The sequence below is a fragment of the Spirosoma radiotolerans genome, from assembly GCF_000974425.1.
GTDB lineage: Bacteria > Bacteroidota > Bacteroidia > Cytophagales > Spirosomataceae > Spirosoma > Spirosoma radiotolerans.
Window position 1 is genome coordinate 3,266,901 of sequence record NZ_CP010429.1, and the last position, 23,318, is coordinate 3,290,218.

Sequence of the window (23,318 nt, forward strand, 5' to 3'; positions counted from 1 at the left end):
ACTACCTACAATACCACAACTGCCTTGCCCACCACCCGACGTTCCATCATATCGGTCAGCGCCTGTGGGGCTTCGGCTAATGAATAGTGTTTGGAAATGTAGGGCGAAATCTTACCCTGCATCGCCCAGGTAGCGATTTGCTGCATGTTCTTTTGGCTCAGGTCGGCTTCTTTCTGCGTGAACGCTCCCCAGAACACCCCCACGATGGAGCTGCCTTTGAGCAAGGCCAGATTGAGGGGAATTTTAGGAATTTCGCCACCTGCAAAGCCTACCACCAGATACCGCCCTCGCCAGGCCAGCGACCGAATGGCGGGTTCCGCCCATTGATCGCCGACGGGATCATAGATCACATCGACGCCCTTGCCCTGCGTGATCTCTTTAAGCCGTTCGCGTAGATCCTCCGTTGTGTAATTGATTAGATGCGTGGCCCCTTTCTGTTGGCAAACCGCCAGTTTTTCGGCAGTCGATGCGGCTGCGATTACGGTAGCGCCCATTAGTTTACCCAACTCGACGGCAGCCAGTCCTACGCCACCGGCAGCACCCAGTACCAGCAGGGTTTCCGGTTCACTGCCAGAATTGGCAGTGAGTTGCCCCCGATCTTTCAGCGCGTGATAGGACGTCCCATACGCATACATCGTCGATGCGCCGGTTATAAAGTCCATGCCGTCGGGTAGCCGTATGGTGGCGCGGGCGTCCGAAATCCGTTCTTCGGCCAGTCCGCCATGCGACCCGAACGTAAAAACACGGTCACCGGGTTTAACATGCGTCACGCCCGCTCCGACGGCTGTCACAATTCCGGACGACTCGCTCCCCGGCGAAAACGGCAACGCCGGTTTGAACTGGTACATATTCCGGATGGTGAGTGTATCCGGGAAATTCAGACTACAGGCTTTTACCTGGGTCAGCACCTCGCCGGGTCCCGGCACAGGCGACGCTATGTCTTCGAGCGTAAGGGTGTCGGGGAGCCCGAAGGCTTTGCAGAGAATGGCTTTCATGAGCTATTGTTGCGAATGAGTATGGGGCAGAGCAAGTGGGGACGAGTTGAAGTCATCGGCAAATGCACTTGTTCCATCCGGTCGTTTGAAGCGGACAAAATCGACGGAGCCAGTTCCTTCAAACTCATAACTGACCCCCACAATATCGTGGGCTGAATTGGGGGCAATAGCCTCGTAGGCTTTTTTACCGTTTACAAACAGGCTCGCTTGTTTGTTGCGAACCTCACAACGCAGGTCTACCCATTTCGACAGATCGGTACCAAAGGCCGTCAAATCCGTATTCTTGGCCTGCGCTTCGTGCCCCGCCAGGTAGAGATCCAAATTGGCGACACATCCTTTTGCCGACAGGGTAACGGAGAAGAATTCATTTTTACAGAGAATCGACACGCGAACATACTGGCAAGGCGACGTTCCTTGTTTAACGTCGTTTTTCAGTCGAGTTTCAAAAACGAAATTATCGGCTCTCAGGCGGTCAAACTCACGCACATAACGGTATTGAACCGTTCTGGGATGAGGTTGTATCGGAATATGAAGTTTTTCCATAGCCGCTGTGGTCAGGCTTAACGCTCCCTGATGAATAGCTTCACTAGCTTTAAAATAAATAGGAACGGGCTCTTCAATAACGGCCACATGCCACCCATCCGACGGGATCAGCAGGTTGTGTTCTTTCATAATCTGCTTGCCCACCACCAACTTAGCTCTGAAATAACCGGGATGGTAATAGATAGACGTATACTGATGGCCGTTTTTAGGAACCAGTTCGCGTCGGCGGGGGTCCCACGATTGTTGAATGAAAACGGAATCGGTGGGCGACGCTGTTGCATCATAATGAAAAACGACCGAGTTGGGCAGGCCACGGGCAAGGGGCTGGCTGCTGAAGGAAAAGTCGGTTGGGGAGAGCGCTGGCGATGGCGAGGAGTAGTTCAGAAAAAACACCAGTATCCCAGTCAGCCCAATCGCCAGACTGGCGCCAATCCACCAGCGTTTATTTCCGGTTACAGGCATTAAACGGGCGGGTTCAGGTACATCCCTGGTTGCATCGGTGCCGATGTCGGGTTGTGCTGTTGATGCCGGTTGTTGGGTGTTCGTTGGGGCTGTTTCCTTGAATTGCGGCCAATTTTCATACCCAAGAAATTGCGCGAGTGTGTTGAGCGTCGTGGCCGTTGGAGCCGAATCGTAGCGAACCCGCCCCCACACCCGCTTCAGGGTCGTTACGCTCAAGGAGATGCCCGTTTGGGCGGCAATCTGGTCGCTCAGCCGATCAAAATCCTGCGTCGACCAACTGTCGCTGCTCCCCCAACCTGTTTTCTCCTCAATTAACCGACGGCAGCGGGCGAGTTCTTTATCTTCCTGTTGCGAAACCATATTCCTGTCGGTCAACCACTTAGACTATTGAATAAACTTGAACAGAAGTTGAACGGCTCTGAATAGCTCCTTTTTCAGAGGCATCGCAAATTTGTTGCCGTTCGCTACTCCTTAACCAAATGTACAGAAACATCCGATGATTAAGCATTTGTTCGCCAATGTGGTTTTGTTCCTCGCCACCGCCAACGTCGTTCCAGCACAGAGCAGTATTCCCTATGGCCACAATCCAGAGACGGGCCATTACTACAATGTCGGTGACGCTAAAATCTACTATGAGCTTTACGGGCAGGGTAAACCCGTTGTGCTGCTTCATGGTGGCTTGTTTGGCTACATCGATGAGTACGAATTCCTGATACCAAAACTGGCTCAGACCCATCAGGTCATTGCTATCGGAACGCGTGGTCACGGAAAATCGGAGATTGGAACCAGGCCTTTTTCGTATCAGCAGCTAGCCGACGATGCCTATCAGGTTGTCAGGCATTTGACGAAAGATAGTGTCCTTGTGCTTGGCTTCAGCGACGGCGGTATCACAGGGTATAACCTTACAGCCACACACCCCGAACTGGTCCGAAAGCTGATTACCATCGGTGCGCCCAGACGTCCGACAGACCGTCTGTTGTCGGTTGAAAAAGAGGGGAAAATGACGGCCGAACGACTCGATACACTAGCGCCCGATTTTGTAAAAACCAGAAAGCTACTCATGCCTGATCCGAATCGATGGACTGAATTTCTGGACAAACTTGACATCCTGTGGAATCAGCCCAGTTTCATTCCCGACGAGGCCATTCGCCAAATTCAATGCCCGACTTTACTCATGGCGGGTGATAAAGATCCTTACTTTAAGACCGACAAGGTACTCGAAACAGCTCGTTTACTGCCACATGGCACGCTTTCAATCATCCCAGGCTGTGGCCATGTGGTGCTTTACTGCAACTTCCCTGCTGTCTGGGAATCAATTTCTCCATTTATCAAGTAACTAACTTGCTCATGAAAATCATCCCATCGACCTTACTCCTTATTTTGGCATCCCTTATGGCAACGGCGCAAAATGCAGTTGAACACTACGGCAACTTTTCGCCGACCCAATGGACGTTCGAGGGTAAACACGCTAATGCTACGTATCTGGGCAAATCCGGCCTTAAACTCATCAGCGACCAGGACAATGCATTGGGAGCAAATATCGCTTACCTCCGCAATTACACGTTTATAGACGGGCGTATTGACCTGGATATAGCTACGCCTTTTTCGCCCTCAACTGTCTCTTTTTTAGGGGTTCTGTTCCGCTTGAATAAAGTAGGCAGTGAATCACGGTACGAATGTTTTTACTTCCGACCGTTTATGTCAGGTAAATTGGGCGCCATGCAGTACATGCCTATTAATAACGGTCTCATTAATTGGCCCGACTATCAGGCAGCCATTTTCCAGGGTGCTCCTGTTTGTAAAACTCAGCAGTGGTTTCACGTCAGCCTGGACATTAAAGGACCAATGGCCACTGTTTTTGTGGATGGCAAACAGGTTTATCAGATTAAAAATCTGGCTCGGGGAAGCTCCAGGGGCTCCGTTGGCATTTGGCTTGGTAACACCCCTGAAGGGTATTTCGCCAATGTCAATGTATCTCGTGCGCACCCTATAGCCAGTAAAATGAAGTGATAAAAGAGACTAATCCTTTCCTATTTATTCCTATTATGAACGCCCGTTTGATCGCTCTCTTGCTATTTGTCAGTTCCTATACCTTCGGCCAAACCGTCGTTCCATTCGACTCATCGGCTTGGGTTTTCGCCGGGAAAGTAACTCAGGAAACGTTTCAGGGCAAAGCGGGCATTTCCCTGACGAATGGCTCGATTTATCTTAAAGACAGCACATTTAAAAACGGCAGTATCGAATTTGATATGACCCTTTCTAAAGAGCGTTATTTCCCTGGTTTCTGTTTCCGGATTCAGGATAAAGCCAACGTTGAGACGGTGTACCTGCGGCCACATCAGGTAGGCAACCCGGATGCGATCCAATACATGCCTGTTTTTAATGGGCAGGAAGCCTGGCAACTCTACTACGGGGATGGCTATTCCACAGCGGTCACTTATCCCCTGAACACGTGGATTCACGTTAAACTACTGGTTCGTGACGCTCAGGCAGAGGTGTACATTGGCAACACAGCCGCGCCGACCCTCGTCATTCACCACCTTAAACGACCCACAAAAGCCGGGCAGATTAGTCTCAACAATGACGCTCCGGCCCTTACGCGCTTTGCCAATTTTCAGTATACAAAATCAGATACGCCACCGATGGCGGGAACGTTTAAACCTGAGCCAACCCCACAACCAGGTACAATTCTTACCTGGCAGGTTTCCAGCCCATTCGACGAAAAACTACTGCAAACAGATTATAGCCTTCCGCAGCTACTGGTTAATCGCCTAACCTGGCAGACGTTAACCGCCGAAAACTCAGGCAAACTCAACCTATCCAGAATCAGCAAACTAAGCGAAGGCAATAATTCGGTCTTTGCCAAGGTGACAATCGTTTCGGACAAGCCACAGATTAAAAAGCTACAATTGGGCTTCAGTGACCGCGCCAAGGTTTACGTAAATGGCGGGCTAGTGTATACGGGCCATGATGAATTTGGCTCCCGTGACTACCGGTTTTTGGGCACGATGGGGTATTTCGATGCGGTTTATCTTGCGTTGAAAAAAGGCCCGAATGACCTCTGGATCGCTATCTCGGAGACGTTTGGTGGCTGGGGTCTTCAGGCCATGATGACCGATCAAACCGGACTAACTATCAACCGGTAAACGACAGAAGGCCGGTCAATTTCTGACAACTTCCTGCACCTCCAGCCGATAGCCAACTCCATGTACAGCCGCAATTCTGATGGTGGAATCACTTTGCAGAAGCTTCCGTAATCGCGATATAAACACATCCACACTTCTGCCCACGATAATGCCCTCATCTTCCCAGACCAGCTTCAAAATCAGATCGCGCTCCAGTACCTGATTGGGATGATTTACCAGCAAACGCAGCAGCTTGGTCTCCCGATAGGTTAAGTTGTGCTGGCAGGTATCGGTGGTGAGTATTTGGTTGTTCACATCGAGACTGGAACGTCCGAACTGGAGTAACGATGTTGGAACCGTTGACGAAGGAGCTGGTTCAGTCAACTGACTCGTTCGCTCTTTTCGGTGCCAGCCCGCGACGAGTAAACTCACGATCATCCCGCCAATGGAAAGCACTGGCCAGAATGGAACCGGCTGAGCGGGTTCGGTAGCTTCGTCGAAGGTGACTTGTAGCAGGTAACAACCAGACGTTATGGATCGACCTACGCACGGCACCGACTTGTGGTCCAGTATATCCTTCACGGAATACCCTACTTGTACTTTACCATTGGCACAATCCAGTACGGCAACCGTATACTCACCCGCAACCTTATGGAGCCGGAAGGATTCCTGAAGGAGAGCCGGAAGCCTGCCATAATCGAAGGCATGATCTATCTGGACACGATAGGTTTTTGAATCGAGTTGCTGTACGGCTGGAATTCGGGATGTTGAATCGCCAGCCGCACGCAACAGGTGGTGAAGCGTTCGTCGGAGGGCCAGGTTGACTTTTTCAGGTGTGTACGGCTGGTTCGCATTGGACGACGGTCCCACAAATCGGGCAAACAACAGGCTTATCATCAGGATAATCCCACTGACAATCAGCAGACGAAATACCGTCGGTAAGCCCGAATAAACCCGCATATACTATGGTCGTTTTCTAACAGTGATTCAGTCTGCGAAAGTTAATTATTTTCGGGGGTATTACCCGGCTAACCAACCTGTTAGCTGACGTTACCTAACCTTTTATTTGACCAGAATTTCATTATGAGGCAGTGCATACCGATTACTCACAGTCAGCAGCACAATGTTGTCGCCTTTTTTGCAGTTGGCTAACACCCGTTGCACAGGAATCTGACACATGGGCTTGCGAGAGTACATATGCAGCGTATTCGTCGCTTTGTCACGGATGGCCACCGTAAAAGGTATCTTGTTCAGTGGTTTGCTTTCCGTTGACGACAGCGCTATCGTCTTGACGGTCAACTCGCCGGAAGCCTTAGGCGACAGGCGGCACTGGCCCGTTGGCTGAAATAAATTGACAATCATTTTACTGTCGATAAAAGCAGCCGAGCAAGTCGAGAACGGCTGCTTTTGCTGGGCGAAGCTTACCGTGCAAAGGCTACAAAGAACGGCAATCAGGCTTTTTTTCATTACTTGTTTCATGGCGTTTGCTATTGTGTTTAGTGAAGTAGCAAAACTACCGGCCAGCAAACTGTCCTTTGTTAAATGCCTGTAAAACAATGTAAAGGAAATGTAAAAGTACGAAATAGCCCAACGGGCGGTAATTCCGTCATGATTTATAGGCTCAAGGATACGCTTCGTACCCGTTTTTTTACTCAGTCCGCAAGCTTTTCACCGGATCTAATAAGGCCGCTTTGATTGCCTGGAAACTGACGGTGATAACCACAATCAGGATAGATGACAATAAAGTTAGGATAAAGACGCCCGCTCCAATGGCTATCCGGTAGTCATAATCCTGCAACCATTTTTCCATAGTATACCAACCAATTGGCGCACCAATGACAAAGGCGATGCCCATGAGCTTTATAAAATCCCTGGTCAACAGTTGAACGATGCTGGTTACGGTGGCTCCCAATACTTTCCGGATGCCAATTTCTTTAGTTCGTTGCTGGGCGGTGTAAGCGGCTAATCCGAATAGACCCAGGCAGGAAATAAATATGGTCAGTCCTGTGAATAGTTCCGTTAGCGAACCCGTACGTTGGTCGTCGGAAAACTTGGCTTTGTACGATTCGTCGGCAAATGTGTATTCGAACGGATAGCCCGGATTATATTTTTTAAAGATCGTTTCTACAAGTTCCAGATTTTTGATTGCTGGGTTGTTTGGATTTAACCGGATACTCGTCCATGCCAGTGCCACGGATCCCTTAGGCCCATGAATGATGACCGGATTAATAGCTTCATAGGGTGAAGCAAAAATGAAATCTTTCACAACACCCACTACGTGCCAATTTTGGTTATCGAAAGCAATTGAGGTTCCAATCGGTTTTTTCAAATGCATCGTTTTCACCGCCGTTTCGTTTAGCACAACGGCGGTTGAATCCGTTGGATACTCCCGGACGTCAATCTCCCTGCCTGCAAGTAGTTTCGTTCCTGTCGTTTTCAGAAAATTGACATCAGCACCAAATCGATCGAACTCAACGTCTTTGTCGGCTTTTGTGCTACCGGGCCAGGAAAGGCCCCACTGACGAGAATTGATCATCGTAATAGGACCGAGTGATTTGCTGACCGAGACGGCGGCTCCACTATGGATCAACTCCTGTTGCAGAGAACCATAGTGCTTTTGCAAATCACCTGAGAGATACGAAAACATGAGATTATTTTGATCGTATCCGCTTACTCGGTTTTGAGCGTGATTGACTTGCTGCTTAATCACTAATGTGGCTATAATCAGAACAATAGCGAAGGTAAACTGTGCGATGACTAACCCTCGTCTTGGCGAGAAAACGGCATTTACTGGCCGATGAATCCCTTTAATAACCTTCACTGGCTGGAAATTAGCGAGAAAAAATGCAGGGTAACTTCCAGCCAGCAAACCCGTAAATAGAGTAAAACCGAGGGCAACAAGCCAAAACTCAACAGAGCCGAGCGACAAGGATAACTGCTTGTCAGTTAGCTTATTGAAGGCCGGCATATACAGCACAATTAGTAGCAGGGCCAGCATTCCAGCAAAAAAAGTAAGCATTACTGACTCACTGATAAATTGAAAAACAAGCGAAGTTTTTTGGGCGCCAGCTACTTTTCTAACGCCAACTTCTTTGGCTCGCTTTTCACTCCTAGCCGTACTTAAATTCACAAAATTGACAGCCGCAATCAGCAGGATAAGGGCCGCAATAATACCGAATAAGCGAACGGTAACAATTTTCCCTTCGGTCAACTGGCCATTTTCCTGTTTTGAGTACAAATGCCATTGGCTGGCCGGATGAAGAAAAATCTGCCGATTTGATACGTCATCGAGTATACCCTTGAGGTGTACGGCCGTAACTCGTTTGATTTTCTCATTGACAACCGCAGCATTAACCTTGTCTTTCAAAAGCACATAGGTATAATTATTATTCGAAGCCCATCCACCGGAATCCCAACTGGGCGTCACAAAGTACGTCCAGGGTAATAGGTAAGCTATACCGTTAAACCGAGTGTTGTCAGGCAAATTGTCCAGCACGCCTGTCACCGAAAAACTGTCCTTATGGTCGAGCTGAATAATTTTTCCCAGGGCATCGGTGGTCCCAAACAGTTTCTCTGCCAAGGATTTTGTGATAACGATTTTGTTCTTTCCTGAAAGGGACGTTTCTCGGTTACCCGAGCTTAACGGAAAGTCAAACAAATCGAGGAAAGCAGGATCTACAAATGCACCGTCGATATTCAGATTTTTGTCTTTTGTGGTCAAAAGATACGTCGTAGGCCGATACCTGGAGGCAGCCTCAATATCAGGATAATTCTGTTTTAGCGCGGGAGCCAACGGTTCGGGTGTAGTGTTCCAGACCTGCGCATTTCCGCTAAATACATCCCGATTACAGACTTGAAAAAGCCGGTCTGTTTTCTTATAAAAGCGGTCATAATTCAACTCACTTTGTATCCATAAACAAATGAGCGCAGAAGATGCCATCCCGACGGCGAGCCCGGCAATATTAATAGACGTATAACCTTTAGCCCTTATCAGATTTCGAAAGGCGATTTTCAGATAATTCCGTAGCATGTCAGTCGTTGTTGGGGTAGGAAACGGGGATGGTTTACGTTTGATGATAGAGGGCCGCATATATGAGAGCACCTCGCGCCAGTAGGTACCACGCGCTTTGCGTTCGCCCAACCGCCTGACCCGCAGGGCATAACGCTCATGTAGGTCCCCCAGCACTTCCTCCCGACAGTGCGGAGCCAGCAGGTTGCTGAGCAGTTTGTCGAGCCATTCAGGTGGGCCACTGTGGTTATGAGGTGACGGATCGCGGTTCATAGGGTCGATAGCTTACTCAATGCGCAAACTCTTCACTGGGTCCAGTAAGGCCGCTTTGATGCTTTGAAAACTGACCGTGAGCAACGTAACCGCCAGAGCGCCTATTCCCGTCAGGGCGAAGATCCACCACGACAGTTCCGTGCGGTATTCGTACTTCTGCAGCCAGTTCGAGAGCAGGTAGTACGCGATTGGCGTGGCCAGGATAAAGGCGATACCAACCAGATAAATAAATTCTTTACACAACAGCCCCCAGACATTGAGTATCGAGGCTCCCAGCACTTTGCGAACCCCAATCTCCTTCGTACGTCGCTCGGCCATGAACGATGCCAGACCAAATAAACCCAGGCAGGAGATAAAAATGGCCAGACCCGCGAAAATGCCAGCCAGTTTTCCAATCAGCGATTCCAGTTTAAACTTAGCGGCATAGCTCACATCGGCAAACTGGTAACTGTAAGCATAAGACGGATTGTGTTTATTGAACAGAGCCGTCATCTGTGTGAGAGCGTCCTGCGTTGCCAGACGAGGAGCGATACGGTATAACAGAACGTTGAGCGGGCCAGGTGTACAGACGAACATAGTTGGATCAGCTTTGGCAAAGGGCGATTCCATTAAGGCATCTTTCGCTACGCCGACAATCCTTAGTGGTCTACCTTGCCAGGTGATGAGCTGATCAACGGGATTCAGCAATCGAAACCGCCTGATGGCTGCTTCGTTGAGGATAACGCTGGTTGTGTCGTTTTCACCGCTAAAATCCCGGCCCTGCACTAACGTCATGCCTACGGTTTTGAAATAGTCATCGGCAACCCGAATAATCCCCATTTCTACCGTCTCACCCGCACTTTTGCCGGGCCATTTGTCTAAATCGGAATGCCACCAGATTTCGGTAGCCGGGCTCGATGACTGTGAGACATTTTCAGCAATCCCTTTTTTGATTAACTCGTCTTTTAGAATAGTGAAATTCTGACCTAACTCACTGTTCATGTTGGTCATCAGCAGTCGGTTCACATTATACCCAGTCGGCCTATTCTTTGCGAATTGAATTTGCTTGAAAACGATAACGGCACTCAGTATCAAGGCAATGGAGCAACTAAACTGCGCGACCACCAACACTTTGCGAGGCCAGGAAGCGGATTTCCCTACTTGCATCGTGCCTTTCAGAACCTTTACGGGCTGAAAGGAGGACAGATAAAAGGCAGGTAAACTACCGGCCAGCAAAGCCGTAATCAAGAGGCAGCCTAGCATAGCCGTCCAGAACCCTGCGTTTGCGTAAGGAATAGCTAGGTGACCATCAATCAACGCGTTGAATACTGGCAGCAGGAGTTGTACTAAGAGCAATGAAAACAAGAAGGCCACTACCGTAAGCAGGAATGATTCCGTCAGAAATTGGCTGATGAGCTGCTGCCGTAGCGAACCAACTGATTTTCTGATGCCCACTTCTTTTGCTCGCTTGGCAGAACGGGCGGTAGTCAGATTGACAAAGTTGATGCAGGCAATCAGGACGACCAGAACGCCAATGATGCTAAACATCCGTACGTATTCAATGAATCCACCCGTTTCTTTCCCGTTCGTATACGTTGAGTACAGATGCCAATTTTGTAAAGGTTGCAGGATAACCACCGAATTCATGGCATTGAGATTATTCCTCTCCGTATGTTCAATCAGCGCGATTTTGCCAGCTATCTGCGCGTAGGATACGCCGGGTTTGAGTTTAACGAAGAGTTGATATGAGTTATCGCCAAAGCTTCCGCTGCGCGCCATTCGCACGTCGTTTACTGTTGCTTCATAATAACTGAACGGAACGAGGTAGTTAAACTGCAGCGATGAGTTGGTGGGTAGATCTTGCAGAATACCCGTTACTTTTAAGTCGTTCTGATTGTCAAAGCGCACAATCTTCCCCATTGCGTTTTCGCTTCCAAAAAGCGCTTTGGCTGTCGATTCGGTCAGTACAATTGAATAGGGGTCTTTCAGCGCCATACCAGCCTCTCCTTCGAGCAGTGGATAGTGAAACATGTTCAGAAAGTCGCCCCCAATTTGGGCACCGCGTAAGTAAATCTTTTTGTCGCCTACCTTGAGTCCATGAGATCCCATATAATCGCTTTCGGCGACGTGTTCAATTTCTGGAATCTGATTGCGCAGGGCATTGGCTAGCTTAAGCGATGTCGACGTAAAGGTGAGCGTGTCGCCATTGCTGTTAAAATTTCGTCTTACCTGATACAGTTGCTGAAAGCTGGGAAGAAACCGGTCATACGAGTACTCATGGTGTATCCACAGGCCAATGAGCATGGCAACCGCCATGCCAACCGATAGCCCCGCAATGTTGATGAACGAGTAGCCCTTTTGCTTAAGTAGGTTGCGCCAGGCAATTTTCAAATAGTTTCGTAGCATGTCTGTATGTCTTGGATTAGGGTATACGGATGGTTTACGCTTGATGATAGAGGGTCGCACGTAGGCTAGCACTTCGCGCCAGTAGGTAAGGCGGGCCCTGCGTTCGCCCAGTCGCTTCACCCGCAGCGCGTAGCGTTCATGCAGGTCCCCGAGCACTTCTTCCCGCAGGTGAGGAGCCACCAGCTTGTTGAGCCACTTATCGAGCCATTTGGGCGGTGATGTATTTTGTTGGGTAGGTTCCATACGAAATGCCTGTTAGCTCCACTTCAGTATGGTTTGTGGGACAATACGATCCCACAACCGATTCCGAACGGCCCGTACCTCGCTCAGTACCCGGCCGCCCAAGGGCGTAACGGTAAACAGGCGTTTGCGTCGCCCACCCCGCTCAGCGGTTGCTTCACCCAACAGCGAAGTCAGATAGCCTTTCTGTTCCAGCCGCTGAAGGGCCGCATGAACAGCTCCCGTACTGACCGAGTTGCCCGTTTCCTGCTCCAGCTCTTCCGCAATCACCACCGAATACGCCGTCGGCGAAAGGGCCGCCACTGCCAGCAAAACCACCTCTTCAAATTCGCCTAAATCACTCCGACGCATGGAATTAGCTCTTAAGAATATACGTTGTGTTTTATTTCCTCTATTTCTGTATGTCAAATGCCTTGCCAAACTACAAAAAAGGCCACTCCATGGTGGAGTGGCCTTTTTTAAGGTAATCCAAAGCTGGTATATCGTCCAGAAACGGACACTTTCCGTACGTTTCTGGACAGACGAATGAAGCTATCTTGCTTCTATTCGGCTTAGCTATGCTCTACGTTAATCATGATTTTGGCCGTTGGCAGGTACAGCCTGAGCAACCGGTCTGGCTGGCTCCTGGGGCTTTTCGTCCTTCTTTGCGTTCTCCTTCAATTTTTCAAGCCCTTTTTTGCCATACGCAAGTTTCGAGATGGCGACGTACAGGACTGGTACGACGAAAATAGCCAGCGAAGTCGCAGCCAGCATACCGCCTAACACCGTTCGGCCAATGGTAGCCCGGGCAACACCCCCTGCTCCTGTGGCTAGTGCCAGTGGGAATACCCCCAAAATGAACGCCAGCGACGTCATTAAAATCGGACGCAAGCGCAGGCGAACCGCTTCAATGGTCGACTCCAGCAAATCCTCACCTTTATCGACCCGCTCCTTAGCAAACTCCACGATCAGAATGGCATTTTTTGCCGCCAGACCAATCAGGGTAATTAACCCAATCTGCGCATAAACGTTATTCGTCAAGTACGGAAAAATAATCAGTGCGGTAATAGCCCCCAAAGCACCAATCGGCACTGACAGTAAGACCGAAAAAGGCACCGACCAGCTTTCGTATAAAGCCGCCAGAAACAAGAACACGAAGCCAATCGACAGCATGAATATATAAATAGAACTGCTGCCGGCGTTGATCTCTTCGCGGCTCAAGCCCCCGAAATCATAGGCATACCCGGCGGGCAACACTTTAGCCGCCACTTCGCGCAGGGCGTCGTTGGCCTGACTGGTACTGTACCCCGGCTTGGCTCCCCCATTTAGTTCCACCGAACGGAACAGGTTAAAGTGTGAGATCAGTGGGGCATTCTCAATAACGCTGGTTTTGATCACTGTGCTGATAGGCACCAACTGACCCGCCCCATTGCGAACATAATATTGGTTAAGTGCTTTAATGTCGGCCCGGTACATGGTATCCGCCTGCGCCACAACCCGGAATTTCCGACCGTAAATAATAAAGTCGTTCACGTATTGGCTACCCAGCAGCGTCTGCATGGTGGTGTACACCGAACTAACTGAAATCCCCAGCTTCTTGCATTTATCCCGATCGACATCCACCCGGTAGGCCGGTGATTTGGCGGTAAAATAGGTAAAGGCACGGGAAATTTCGGGGCGCTTATTGGCCTCCACCAGGAAATTCTGGACCACGTTGTCAAACGCCCGTACATCGTCGTTGGATTCGCGCTGCTGAATCTCGAAGGTAAAACCGGACGATTGACCCAGACCCGGAATAGCGGGTGGTTGCAGCACCTGTGGACGGGCATCGTTCAAACCAGCCAATGCTTTTTGCAGCTTCACAACCAGTGAGTCGGCCTGCATATTCCGTTCCTTGCGTTCTTCCCAGGGTTTCAACTGCATGAACACCGTACCACTATTCGACTTGGATGCGAAGGTGATGGCGTTCAAGCCACCCAGGGCCGCGAAGTGAGCCACATACGGTTGCTGTTTCAAAATACCCATCACTTTGTTGAGTACTTCAAGGCTACGCGTTGTCGAAGCCGCTTCGGGAATTTCGTATGTAACAATCAGACGGCCTTCATCTTCCGTCGGAATGAACCCAGTTGGTTTCGCCCGGAACAACAATCCGGTTCCAACATACACCACAATGAGCCCGACGATGACCAGCGGAGTTGCTTTGATCAGTCGTTGGACCCCATTCGAATAGGCAGTGGTAACCCGTTCGAACCATTGATTGAACTTATAGAAAAACTTGTTCAATCCCGTTGCTTTCTCATCGATATGCATGGGGCGCAGGAGCAACGTACACAAAGCCGGGGTAAGTGACAGGGCCACGAATGCCGAAATCAACACAGAAACGGCAATGGTAATGGCAAACTGCTGATAGAGTCGGCCGACAATGCCCGGAATGAATCCAACCGGCACGAATACAGCGGCCAGAATCAGAGCAATGGCGATTACCGGCGCCGAAATTTCGCGCATAGCTTCCCGGGTAGCCTCTTTAGGTGTCATGCCTTTGTCGATGTTAACCTGGACGGCCTCCACCACCACAATCGCATCATCCACCACAATACCGATGGCCAGTACGAATGCAAAAAGTGTTAATGTGTTAATCGTAAACCCGAGCGGCACAAACAAGGCGAATGTACCGACGATAGACACTGGAATAGCCAACAGCGTAATCAGCGTAGCTCGCCAGCTTTGCAGGAACAGGAAAACTACCAGAATAACCAGGCCCAACGCTTCGAGTAGCGTTTCGACCACCTCGCCAATGGATACCTGAATAACCGATACCGATTCGAACGGCACTACGTATTCAATATCTTTGGGGAAGGTCTTTTTCAGGTTGTCCATGGCTGCATAAACGCCCTTCGCTGTTTCAAGCGCATTACTGCCCGGCAACTGATACACAAGCAGATACGAAGCGCGTTTGCCATCAACAAATGAGTTACTGGCGTAGGAGAACTTGCCCAATTGCACCCGGGCTACGTCTGACAGATAAACCAACGATCCTTTGGACGGATCGCTGCGGACGATAATCTTCCGAAAGTCGTCTTCCTTACTGAGTCGGCTATTGGTAAAAACTGAGTATTCAAAAGCCTGGGACGCTGGCTGGGGCGACGCGCCCACAGACCCACCGGCAACCTGCAAGTTTTGTTCCTGTAAAGCGGCTACCACATCATCGGGTGTCAGGCCTAACTGTGCCAGCCGGTCTGGTTTGATCCAGATCCGCATACTGAAATCGTCGGCCCGGCTGAAAATATCCCCCACACCCGGCACCCGCAACAGCGCATCCCGGATATAAATGTTGGTGTAGTTATCCAGGAACGACACATTGTGGGTTCCTTTTGGCGAATACATAGCCACCAGCATAAACAGCGATGGGTTCCGTTTACGAACCACAACACCAAGACGGGTAACTTCCTGGGGCAATTGCGGCTGTGCAATACCGACGCGGTTCTGCACATCGAGGGCGGCAATGTTTACGTCGGTGCCCACTTTGAACGTCACGTTCATGGTCATCCGACCGTCATTGGTAGCGTTGGTCTGCACATAGTCCATACCTGGTGTACCATTCACCTGGGTTTCAATAGGGGTGGCAACGGTTTGTTCCACCGTTTGGGCATCGGCTCCGGTATAGGTGCCGGTTACCTGAACCACCGGGGGTGTAATGTCCGGATACTGGCTGACAGGTAAGCTTAACAGGGCCAGTACGCCCATGACAACGATCACGATAGACGCGACGATGGCGGTAACTGGCCGATTTATAAATATTTCTGCGAACATGAGTCAGAGAGTGAAAGAGCGAACGAGCAAAAGATGGAAAGAGTGAATCGCCTGAACAGAGTGAATTGGGTACTTACTGCTTCCATTCACTCCTTCCATCTTTCGCTCGTTCACTCATTTATTTTTATTTTGCGGCTGTTTGTCGATTGTTGGAGTCGCCCTTCGCAGTACCTTCCTGACCTGAAGAGGTAACCCGCACTTTAGCGCCTTCACGTACTTTCTGGGTTCCTTCCGTCACCACCAGTTCTCCTTCGTTCAGGCCATTCTTAACAATCACTTTATCGTTGATGCGGGCTCCCAGCGTTACTTTCTTCTGGGTCACTTTACTACTATCGCCAACCACGTAAACGAAGTATTCACTCATCTGCTCGGTTACGGCCTGGTATGGAATCAGCAACTGAGGCTGGCCCGTACTATTTTTTACCCGAACATTGGCGTTAAGTCCTACTTTCAACTCCTTATTTGGATTAGGAAAAGCTACCCGAACGCGTAACGTCCCCGTTTGCGGGTCAACGGCGCGGTCAACAATGCGCACGGAGCCGGGGTATTTATAGGTAGTTCCATCAGGCAGCACCAACAGGAGCGTCGAATCCCGAGCAACGTTCTTCTGATTTTGCAATCGCACAAAACGTGGTATTTCAGCGGCATCTACCTGAAGGTCAGCCGAAATCGGGTTGTCCGAAGAAATTGTGTTCAGAGGGGTCGACCCCGGTGCTACAGCCGCGCCAAGCCGTACCTGCGAGATACCAATCGTTCCGTCAAGGGGTGCGTAAATTGTGGTGTATTTCAAATTCGTACCGACCTGCCGAATTGTCGCCTGAGCCGCTTCAACCTGCATTCGAGTGGCCTCCAGCGACGCATTGGCATTGTCGACCAATTGCTTGGCAACCGCGTCCTGCTGCGCTAGGGTGTTATAGCGATCGGCGTCTTTCTGAGCCCGGTTCAGGTTCGCTTTCTGAACATTGAGGTTTGCCACCGCCTGGTCGTAGCCAGCCCGGTATTGCTGTGGATCAATGGTATAGAGCTTTTGCCCTTTACGAACCTGCTGCCCATCCTGAAAGAAAATACCCGTGATATTGCCAGACACCTGCGGCTGAATTTCTACCTCGACCAGAGCCGTTATTGTGGCTGGGAATAGATCGTAGTAGGTAGCATTTCCCCGCTCTGCCTTCACGGCAGAAACAGCAGTTGGTGGTGGAGGAGCCTGCTGCTGGTCGTCTTTTTTGCCGCCACAGGCAGCCAGGAACACTCCTCCAGTCAGTAAAATCAGGTGATTGAAAAGCTTCATAAATGATTTGTTCCGGGTCGCCGGTACGAGTTACTATAGGCCGTTTATTCGTAGAATCCAGGGGTATATTCAGAGTTTACAGACAACCGGCAAATGAGTTTTATGGTCCTTTACTATTGTTGAAATTGAATAATGCCTAATGCCTGCTGAACATCTAATTTACTGATTAACACCTGATACAAGGCATTGAATACATTGAGTCGTGCAGTTCTCAGATCGGCTTCGGCAATGGTCACATCCAGATACGTTTTTATGCCGGATCGGTACTGAAGGTTAATCACTCGATACACATCTTCAGCCAGCAGTTGGTTTTCCCGAAGCGCCAGATAGTTAGACAAACTACCCTTGTAATTGGCCAGCGCCTGGGCATATTCAGCATCGACAGCACTGGTCAGGGCGGCCAGGTCCCAGTTCAACCGCTGAACTTGTAATTCGGCAATTTTAGTCTGCTGAATTCGTCGTCCTCCCTGAAAAATGGGTAGTGCGAGCGATAAGCCAATGGCTGAGTTTGGAAACGATGTATTGTAAATCTGACTGAAGGCATTATTCTGATACAGTAAATTATAATTACCAAAAGCCGATACGGATGGCAGATAAGCCCATCGGTTGTAGCGCACGTTAGCGGCCAGCAGGCGGCCCTGCGTTTGCAGTAGTTGATATTCTATCCGACTCTGTGGATTGGCCAGCAGGGTTGTATCCAGACTAACCTCGTTTGCCAGTTGAAGTGTGTCGTAGGTTAAGTTGAGTACCCCATTGGGTGGATAACCCATGAGTTGCTTCAACGTTTGCACCTTTGCTCCTACCAGATCCCGATATTGCTTTTGCTGGGCTCGGGAATTGTTGAGCGCAATCCGCGCCCGTTGCGGGTCCGTTCGGTCAACGATGCCGCCCTGATACTGGTTGGACGCATCCTGAAGGCTCCGTTGCAGCCGGACAATGTCCTCGCTTAGTATATCCACCTGCCGCTGCGTCAGAATAACATCATAAAAGGCTTTGCTGACGTTGACAACTACGTCGATCTTGTTTCTGACCGTATTTTGGGAAGCCTGTGCGCGGTACGCATCGGCAGTTCGGCTGGCCAGCAACACATCCCGATTAAAAATACTTTGCGTTACCGACAACGAAGCGGTCGATGTGTTCTTTGCCCCAATCGTTCGGGGAACGCTCTCTCCGGTAGTTGGATCAGGAAAGATCGTTGTTGGTAACTTAATGTTGTGAATGAGGTTGTACCCAGCGGCAATCTGCGGATACCAGGCGGCCAGCGCACTTTGAACCGTCCGTTCGGCAATTTCCTGATCAATGACTGACTGGCGAACAATAGGCTGATGGCCTAAAGCATACTGAATACAATCGGGCAGGTAAGCCTGTCTGGCTAAAGAGTCTGCTGTTTTTTGCGCGAAAACCGAACCCGAACATGCGCTGATAACTCCAAGAAGGAGAATAAACCAACAATTCTTCATAAATCAATGAGTGGCAATCGTATCCGCAGTTGATACTAGTCAACAACGTGTACTATCCAACAACTGTTTCTGATCGCTCTTTTGTTCACTCGTAATAATAAATTAATTAACGATCTTTGATTACTTAAGTAATTTTCTTCAAATAAAATCAGCAAATTCACTAAGCCTATACCCCTAATAATCAGCAACATAGGTAACCCTTAAATTTAAATAGCTAATTACTTCACTGGCAGCTTTAATTAGCGAAGCGTATATCCCTTACTTAGTTAGTGGTTTTTCGGCAAGTATTCATTCGTTTCAAAACAACTTGGTCTGGGTTTGTCAAACCCGCTCAAAGCCCGTAATTTCGGGGCTTTATCAGCAGCGATTAAGCGACATGAGTGAAGTAACCAAAGACTCCGACGAATACAGTGCGGCAGACCGCAACAACGCCGGAGGATCATTGAATTTTATTGAACAGATTGTTGAAGACGATTTAGCGTCGGGCAAGAACGGTGGCCGGGTACATACCCGTTTTCCGCCCGAGCCAAACGGCTATCTGCATATTGGCCACGCCAAGTCGATTTGCCTCAACTTCGGTTTGGCAGACAAATACGGCGGGCAGACAAACCTCCGTTTTGATGATACAAATCCCGTTACGGAAGATACCGAATACGTCGATTCTATCAAGAATGATGTCCGCTGGCTTGGTTTCAACTGGGAAAATGAATTTTATGCATCTGATTACTTCGACCAGATTTACCAGTTTGCTGAAACCCTAATTCTGAAAGGTTTAGCCTACGTCGATGATTCAACGGCCGAGGAAATAGCGGCTCAGAAAGGAACTCCTACCGAACCAGGCAAATCGAATCAGTACCGCGACCGGAGCGTCGATGAGAACCTCGATCTGTTCCGGCGCATGAAGGCGGGCGAATATCCTGATGGCGCGAAAGTGCTACGGGCAAAGGTCGATATGGCCTCGCCAAATATGCAGTTGCGCGACCCGATCATTTACCGCATTAAACACGCGCATCACCACCGTACGGGCGATACCTGGTGCATTTATCCCATGTATGATTTTGCCCACGGGCAGTCCGACGCCATTGAGCATATTACCCACTCGTTGTGTACACTGGAGTTTGAGGTACACCGGCCGTTGTATGAATGGTTTATCGATAAATTAGCCATTTTCCCTTCCCGCCAAATTGAGTTTGCCCGGCTGAACCTGACCTATACGGTCATGAGCAAACGTAAGTTGAAACTGTTGGTGGAAGAAGGACACGTGACTGGTTGGGACGACCCACGTATGCCAACCATTGCGGGCATTCGTCGGCGGGGCTATACACCGGCCAGCCTGCGTGAATTTGCTGACCGGATCGGCATTGCCAAACGGGACAACCTGATTGATGTTGGTTTGCTTGAATTCTGCATCCGTGAAGAACTCAACAAAACGACCCACCGGGTTATGGCTGTTCTGGACGAGAAGCCCCTTAAGCTCGTCCTGACCAACTACGAAGTTGGCCGTGAGGAAATCATGCGGATTGAAAACAATCCCGAAGATCCGGCATCGGGTGAGCGGGATGTGCCGTTTAGTCGGGAGGTGTATATCGAGCGGGATGATTTCATGGAGAACCCGCCCAAGAAGTTCTTCCGACTATTTCCTGGCGGTATGGTTCGGCTCAAAGGTGCCTACATTATTAAATGCGACGAGGTGGTGAAAGACAATGCGGGCGAGATTATTGAACTGCGTTGCTCTTACATTCCTGAAAGCCGGAGTGGATCCGATACGTCGGGTATCAACGTCAAAGGCACCATTCACTGGGTGTCGGTACCACACGCCGTAGAAGCCGAAGTCCGTCTGTATGACCGTCTGTTCTCCGTCGAGAACCCGGCCGCCGACGACCGGGATTTCAAAGAATTATTAAACCCAGATTCACTAACAGTCGTCCGTGCGTTTGTGGAGCCGTCGCTGGTTGAATCCATTCGGTCGGGTTCGCCAGCCAACGTGCAGTTTATGCGCAAAGGGTACTTCATCAGCGACCCTGATTCTACCGCCGAGCGGCCCGTTTTCAACCGGACCGTCACGCTGAAAGACGCCTGGGCGAAAGAGCTAAAGAAGGGTTAGGAATATATATCAATCTGGTGCCATCTACTCAAAACTCAATGGCGCCAGATTGAGCTAAAATTGTTAGCAGTATGCCCTATTTCGTTTTCAACCGAACCGTAACGTTGAAAGACGTCTGGGCCAAAGAGCAGAAGGAGAGATGAGATTAAAGAGATAGTTGGTCATAATTTATCATTAAAAAGTATGGCCAACTAGCTTTTATTTGTGGTGCCGGTTTCTTAAAAACCGATACGGGAAGGTTTCTCAAAACCTCCTTTACTCAACCAGCAGTACGCGGTTTTGAGAAACCGCTCACGTCAGTTTTATGAAACTGATTTCACCGATAAGACTTAGAAAACCTGCCTGGATTGTCCTAACTAAGCTACAATTCACTTTCCGCAGGCGGCACTGCCCGAACAGGCCAGGCTGACGAACAGCTCGGAACGAATTCGCCAGCCTTCGCTGTCTTTTTGCCACATGGCCAGATAAACGCCGGTTAGGGTTTGGATACCGTCGGGCCGCTGGAAACGGCCAACCCAATGACCCTGTTCAGCAGCCAATGGAGCCGACGTACTGACCCGTACGCTATCCGTCATCCGTACATAACCCAGAAACGACTTATCCCTGAACTGGACGGATACCGATGCCAGCACGGAATCTCGACCCGATACATGAGGACCGCTTCCCCGGGTTACTTCAATATCCGCCCGCATTGTCTTTCCAAATCCGGTAAGGTCACGCGCCTGTATGGCTTCATTCGACTGTAGTCGGAGGGCACGAATAAGCTTCTCATCGGCGGCCGATTCAGTTCCGTACTGAGCCAGTGAATAAAAGGGAGACAGTAGGGATATCAGGCTGATAACCAAAAATGGTGGTAAGGTTTTCTTCATCCCATGAAGATAGTACATAAACAACCGACACCAGTCAGCGATCAGGAGTACGACCGGCGCTTGATTAAATTTTCACCGTGAATAGTATCTCCCACCCCATTCTCTACTTTTGCTATCGCTACGTCACCTAACCATTTAGAGAACGATAGGCTACTAAAAACCCTTTGTGAACCAATGAACCTCAACCGCAGAGATTTCCTCCGGCAACTTGGCTTCGGGGCCGTTGGCCTGAGCATTGCCACTACCTTACCCGTAAGCGCCTGGACAGTCCCAACGAAGTCAGGTAAACTGCCCCGTAGTTTGCCTGAAAAACAAGGCGTCGCGCCCGGTGGCCTGTTGGATTTTGTCAACACTATCGAAGCGAAGAAACTCAATGTACACAGTGTTATGGTCCTTCGGCATGGGCAGGTTGTTGCTGAAGGTTGGTGGGCTCCCTATGCTCCCGACCTTAAACACACGTTGTATTCGCTCAGCAAGAGCTTTACCTCAACCGCCGTTGGCATGGCGGTGGCCGAAAAACGGCTGACGGTGGAGGATAAGGTTGTTTCCTTCTTTCCGAAGGATGTTCCGGCTACGATCAGCGCCAATCTGGCGGCTATGCGCGTGAAAGATCTACTGACCATGTCCACGGGGCATGATAAAGATACCACGCCATCGCTTCGGGGCGGTACGGATACCAACTGGATAAAATCGTTTCTGGCTCAACCCGTTGACCATAAGCCCGGAACATTTTTTGTGTACAATAGCGGAGCTACTTATATGCTTTCGGCCATCGTGCAAAAGCTCACCGGTATGCCTGTCGTTGAGTACCTCAAACCGCGCCTGTTCGGGCCGCTGGGCATCGAAGGCGAGGACTGGGAAGTCGATCCAAATGGAATCAATACCGGCGGATGGGGCCTTCGGCTGCGCACCGAAGACATTGCTAAGTTCGGCCAGCTTTATCTACAGAAAGGGGTTTGGAATGGCAAACGGCTGATTGCCGAAAACTGGATTGCCGATGCAACACGCGCCGAAGTAGAGTCTAAGGGTGGCAAAGGCGATGCCAGTGTAAACGACTGGATTCAAGGATATGGGTATCAATTCTGGCGGTGTCGCCACGATGCATACCGGGGCGATGGTGCCTTTGGCCAGTTTTGCATTGTCTTACCAAAAGAAGACGCCGTTGTCGCGATTACGTCCGAGTCGGCAGATATGCAGGGTATTCTCAATGCGGTCTGGGATCATATCTTGCCTGCGCTTGAGGGGAATGGACTATCTGCCGATAAAATTAAGCAGGCAGCTCTGACGCAAAAATTGACAACCCTGGCGCTGACCCCACCCACTTCACAGGCTAGTTCAACGGTAGCGAGCCAGATAAGCGGCAAGACATTTGCCGTCGCAGAGAACTCCTTGCATGTAAAAGATGTCTCGCTGACGTTCGGGAAAGATGGGTGCATTTTCAAACTTCAGGACGACCAGGGCGACCATCAGGTGCTATGTGGCGTTGGTCGCTACCGGGATAGCACAACCACATTTTCGGTCGCTCCCCTGTCGCTAACCCCGACGGTTGTGCCGGGAGGACCCGTCCGAAAAGTAGCGGGCAGCGGCAGTTGGCAGGACGCCAACACCTTTGTCATGATCTGGCGGTTCATCGAAACGGCTCACTATGATACCGTCACCTGCCGATTTGGCAAAGACGACGTTCAGGTCGAATTCCAGAGCAGCCTGAGTACACTCAATAAAACGAAGGACAAACGACCCGTACTAGAAGGCAAAATGACTGCCTGATTTATTTCA

General features: G+C 49.9%; 16 protein-coding genes. 5 read left to right on the forward strand and 11 right to left on the reverse strand.

Translation table 11 applies throughout. From position 1 onward, the window contains the following. Window positions 1-5: 5 nt before the first annotated feature. On the reverse strand, window positions 6-995 hold the full coding sequence (locus SD10_RS13265; protein WP_046574225.1) for an NADPH:quinone oxidoreductase family protein: 990 nt from the start codon (window positions 993-995) through the stop codon (window positions 6-8). A 3-nt stretch (window positions 996-998) separates the two neighbouring features. Further along, a complete protein-coding gene (locus SD10_RS13270; protein ID WP_046574226.1) occupies window positions 999-2,360 on the reverse strand; it encodes a hypothetical protein in 1,362 nt (453 codons plus the stop codon). A gap of 136 nt (window positions 2,361-2,496) precedes the next feature. Between SD10_RS13270 and SD10_RS13275 the strand changes: the two genes are divergently transcribed. The 3 genes from SD10_RS13275 to SD10_RS13285 are packed head-to-tail and all read left to right on the forward strand — an operon-like array spanning window position 2,497 to window position 5,146. Then, window positions 2,497-3,336, forward strand: coding sequence for an alpha/beta fold hydrolase (locus SD10_RS13275; RefSeq protein WP_052731179.1), 840 nt, complete (start codon window positions 2,497-2,499; stop codon window positions 3,334-3,336). Window positions 3,337-3,347: 11 nt separating this feature from the next. Then, entirely contained in the window at window positions 3,348-4,010 is a 663-nt protein-coding gene (locus SD10_RS13280) for a hypothetical protein (protein WP_046574227.1), read from the forward strand. Window positions 4,011-4,045: 35 nt separating this feature from the next. Then, entirely contained in the window at window positions 4,046-5,146 is a 1,101-nt protein-coding gene (locus tag SD10_RS13285) for a hypothetical protein (protein WP_046574228.1), read from the forward strand. Between the two features lie 15 nt (window positions 5,147-5,161). Here the strand turns inward: SD10_RS13285 and SD10_RS13290 are convergent, their stop codons facing one another. The 8 genes from SD10_RS13290 to SD10_RS13330 all read right to left on the reverse strand — a co-directional run bounded on the left by SD10_RS13290 (window position 5,162) and on the right by SD10_RS13330 (window position 18,569). Then, on the reverse strand, window positions 5,162-6,085 hold the full coding sequence (locus SD10_RS13290) for a winged helix-turn-helix domain-containing protein (RefSeq protein ID WP_046574229.1): 924 nt from the start codon (window positions 6,083-6,085) through the stop codon (window positions 5,162-5,164). Window positions 6,086-6,187: 102 nt separating this feature from the next. Continuing rightward, window positions 6,188-6,604, reverse strand: coding sequence for a hypothetical protein (locus tag SD10_RS13295; RefSeq protein ID WP_046574230.1), 417 nt, complete (start codon window positions 6,602-6,604; stop codon window positions 6,188-6,190). Window positions 6,605-6,773: 169 nt separating this feature from the next. Next, window positions 6,774-9,407: an ABC transporter permease gene (locus SD10_RS13300; RefSeq protein WP_082111594.1), complete on the reverse strand. Its 2,634-nt coding sequence runs from the start codon at window positions 9,405-9,407 to the stop codon at window positions 6,774-6,776. 12 nt (window positions 9,408-9,419) lie between these two features. Continuing rightward, a complete protein-coding gene (locus SD10_RS13305) occupies window positions 9,420-12,035 on the reverse strand; it encodes an ABC transporter permease (RefSeq protein WP_046574231.1) in 2,616 nt (871 codons plus the stop codon). Between the two features lie 12 nt (window positions 12,036-12,047). Further along, the gene (locus SD10_RS13310; protein WP_046574232.1) at window positions 12,048-12,383 is read right to left on the reverse strand and encodes a PadR family transcriptional regulator; all 336 of its coding nucleotides are present in this window, start codon (window positions 12,381-12,383) and stop codon (window positions 12,048-12,050) included. Window positions 12,384-12,599: 216 nt separating this feature from the next. Then, window positions 12,600-15,821 carry an efflux RND transporter permease subunit gene (locus SD10_RS13320; RefSeq protein ID WP_046574234.1) on the reverse strand — a complete coding sequence of 1,074 codons (3,222 nt, stop codon included), beginning with the start codon at window positions 15,819-15,821 and terminating at the stop codon, window positions 12,600-12,602. A 124-nt stretch (window positions 15,822-15,945) separates the two neighbouring features. Further along, window positions 15,946-17,109 carry an efflux RND transporter periplasmic adaptor subunit gene (locus SD10_RS13325; RefSeq protein WP_046574235.1) on the reverse strand — a complete coding sequence of 388 codons (1,164 nt, stop codon included), beginning with the start codon at window positions 17,107-17,109 and terminating at the stop codon, window positions 15,946-15,948. A gap of 113 nt (window positions 17,110-17,222) precedes the next feature. Next, window positions 17,223-18,569, reverse strand: coding sequence for a TolC family protein (locus SD10_RS13330; protein ID WP_046574236.1), 1,347 nt, complete (start codon window positions 18,567-18,569; stop codon window positions 17,223-17,225). Between the two features lie 376 nt (window positions 18,570-18,945). Between SD10_RS13330 and SD10_RS13335 the strand changes: the two genes are divergently transcribed. Then, entirely contained in the window at window positions 18,946-20,673 is a 1,728-nt protein-coding gene (locus tag SD10_RS13335; RefSeq protein ID WP_046579484.1) for a glutamine--tRNA ligase/YqeY domain fusion protein, read from the forward strand. Between the two features lie 368 nt (window positions 20,674-21,041). On the opposite strand, the gene SD10_RS13340 is transcribed toward SD10_RS13335, so the two are convergent. Further along, window positions 21,042-21,542 carry a YybH family protein gene (locus tag SD10_RS13340; protein ID WP_046579485.1) on the reverse strand — a complete coding sequence of 167 codons (501 nt, stop codon included), beginning with the start codon at window positions 21,540-21,542 and terminating at the stop codon, window positions 21,042-21,044. Between the two features lie 174 nt (window positions 21,543-21,716). Here SD10_RS13340 and SD10_RS13345 point away from each other — a divergent pair, with 174 nt between their 5' ends. Further along, window positions 21,717-23,309 carry a serine hydrolase domain-containing protein gene (locus tag SD10_RS13345; protein ID WP_046574237.1) on the forward strand — a complete coding sequence of 531 codons (1,593 nt, stop codon included), beginning with the start codon at window positions 21,717-21,719 and terminating at the stop codon, window positions 23,307-23,309. The last annotated feature ends 9 nt before the right edge of the window (window positions 23,310-23,318 follow it).

What these genes read in the sequence shown, in the direction of transcription:
- SD10_RS13325 (WP_046574235.1), bottom strand. Translation starts at nt 17,109, where the DNA reads ATGAAGCTTTTCAATCACCTGATTTTACTGACTGGAGGAGTGTTCCTG.
- SD10_RS13295 (WP_046574230.1), bottom strand. Translation starts at nt 6,604, where the DNA reads ATGAAACAAGTAATGAAAAAAAGCCTGATTGCCGTTCTTTGTAGCCTT.
- SD10_RS13335 (WP_046579484.1), top strand. Translation starts at nt 18,946, where the DNA reads ATGAGTGAAGTAACCAAAGACTCCGACGAATACAGTGCGGCAGACCGC.
- SD10_RS13270 (WP_046574226.1), bottom strand. Translation starts at nt 2,360, where the DNA reads ATGGTTTCGCAACAGGAAGATAAAGAACTCGCCCGCTGCCGTCGGTTA.
- SD10_RS13330 (WP_046574236.1), bottom strand. Translation starts at nt 18,569, where the DNA reads ATGAAGAATTGTTGGTTTATTCTCCTTCTTGGAGTTATCAGCGCATGT.
- SD10_RS13290 (WP_046574229.1), bottom strand. Translation starts at nt 6,085, where the DNA reads ATGCGGGTTTATTCGGGCTTACCGACGGTATTTCGTCTGCTGATTGTC.
- SD10_RS13305 (WP_046574231.1), bottom strand. Translation starts at nt 12,035, where the DNA reads ATGGAACCTACCCAACAAAATACATCACCGCCCAAATGGCTCGATAAG.
- SD10_RS13285 (WP_046574228.1), top strand. Translation starts at nt 4,046, where the DNA reads ATGAACGCCCGTTTGATCGCTCTCTTGCTATTTGTCAGTTCCTATACC.
- SD10_RS13300 (WP_082111594.1), bottom strand. Translation starts at nt 9,407, where the DNA reads ATGAACCGCGATCCGTCACCTCATAACCACAGTGGCCCACCTGAATGG.
- SD10_RS13310 (WP_046574232.1), bottom strand. Translation starts at nt 12,383, where the DNA reads ATGCGTCGGAGTGATTTAGGCGAATTTGAAGAGGTGGTTTTGCTGGCA.
- SD10_RS13320 (WP_046574234.1), bottom strand. Translation starts at nt 15,821, where the DNA reads ATGTTCGCAGAAATATTTATAAATCGGCCAGTTACCGCCATCGTCGCG.
- SD10_RS13275 (WP_052731179.1), top strand. Translation starts at nt 2,497, where the DNA reads ATGATTAAGCATTTGTTCGCCAATGTGGTTTTGTTCCTCGCCACCGCC.
- SD10_RS13265 (WP_046574225.1), bottom strand. Translation starts at nt 995, where the DNA reads ATGAAAGCCATTCTCTGCAAAGCCTTCGGGCTCCCCGACACCCTTACG.
- SD10_RS13280 (WP_046574227.1), top strand. Translation starts at nt 3,348, where the DNA reads ATGAAAATCATCCCATCGACCTTACTCCTTATTTTGGCATCCCTTATG.
- SD10_RS13340 (WP_046579485.1), bottom strand. Translation starts at nt 21,542, where the DNA reads ATGAAGAAAACCTTACCACCATTTTTGGTTATCAGCCTGATATCCCTA.
- SD10_RS13345 (WP_046574237.1), top strand. Translation starts at nt 21,717, where the DNA reads ATGAACCTCAACCGCAGAGATTTCCTCCGGCAACTTGGCTTCGGGGCC.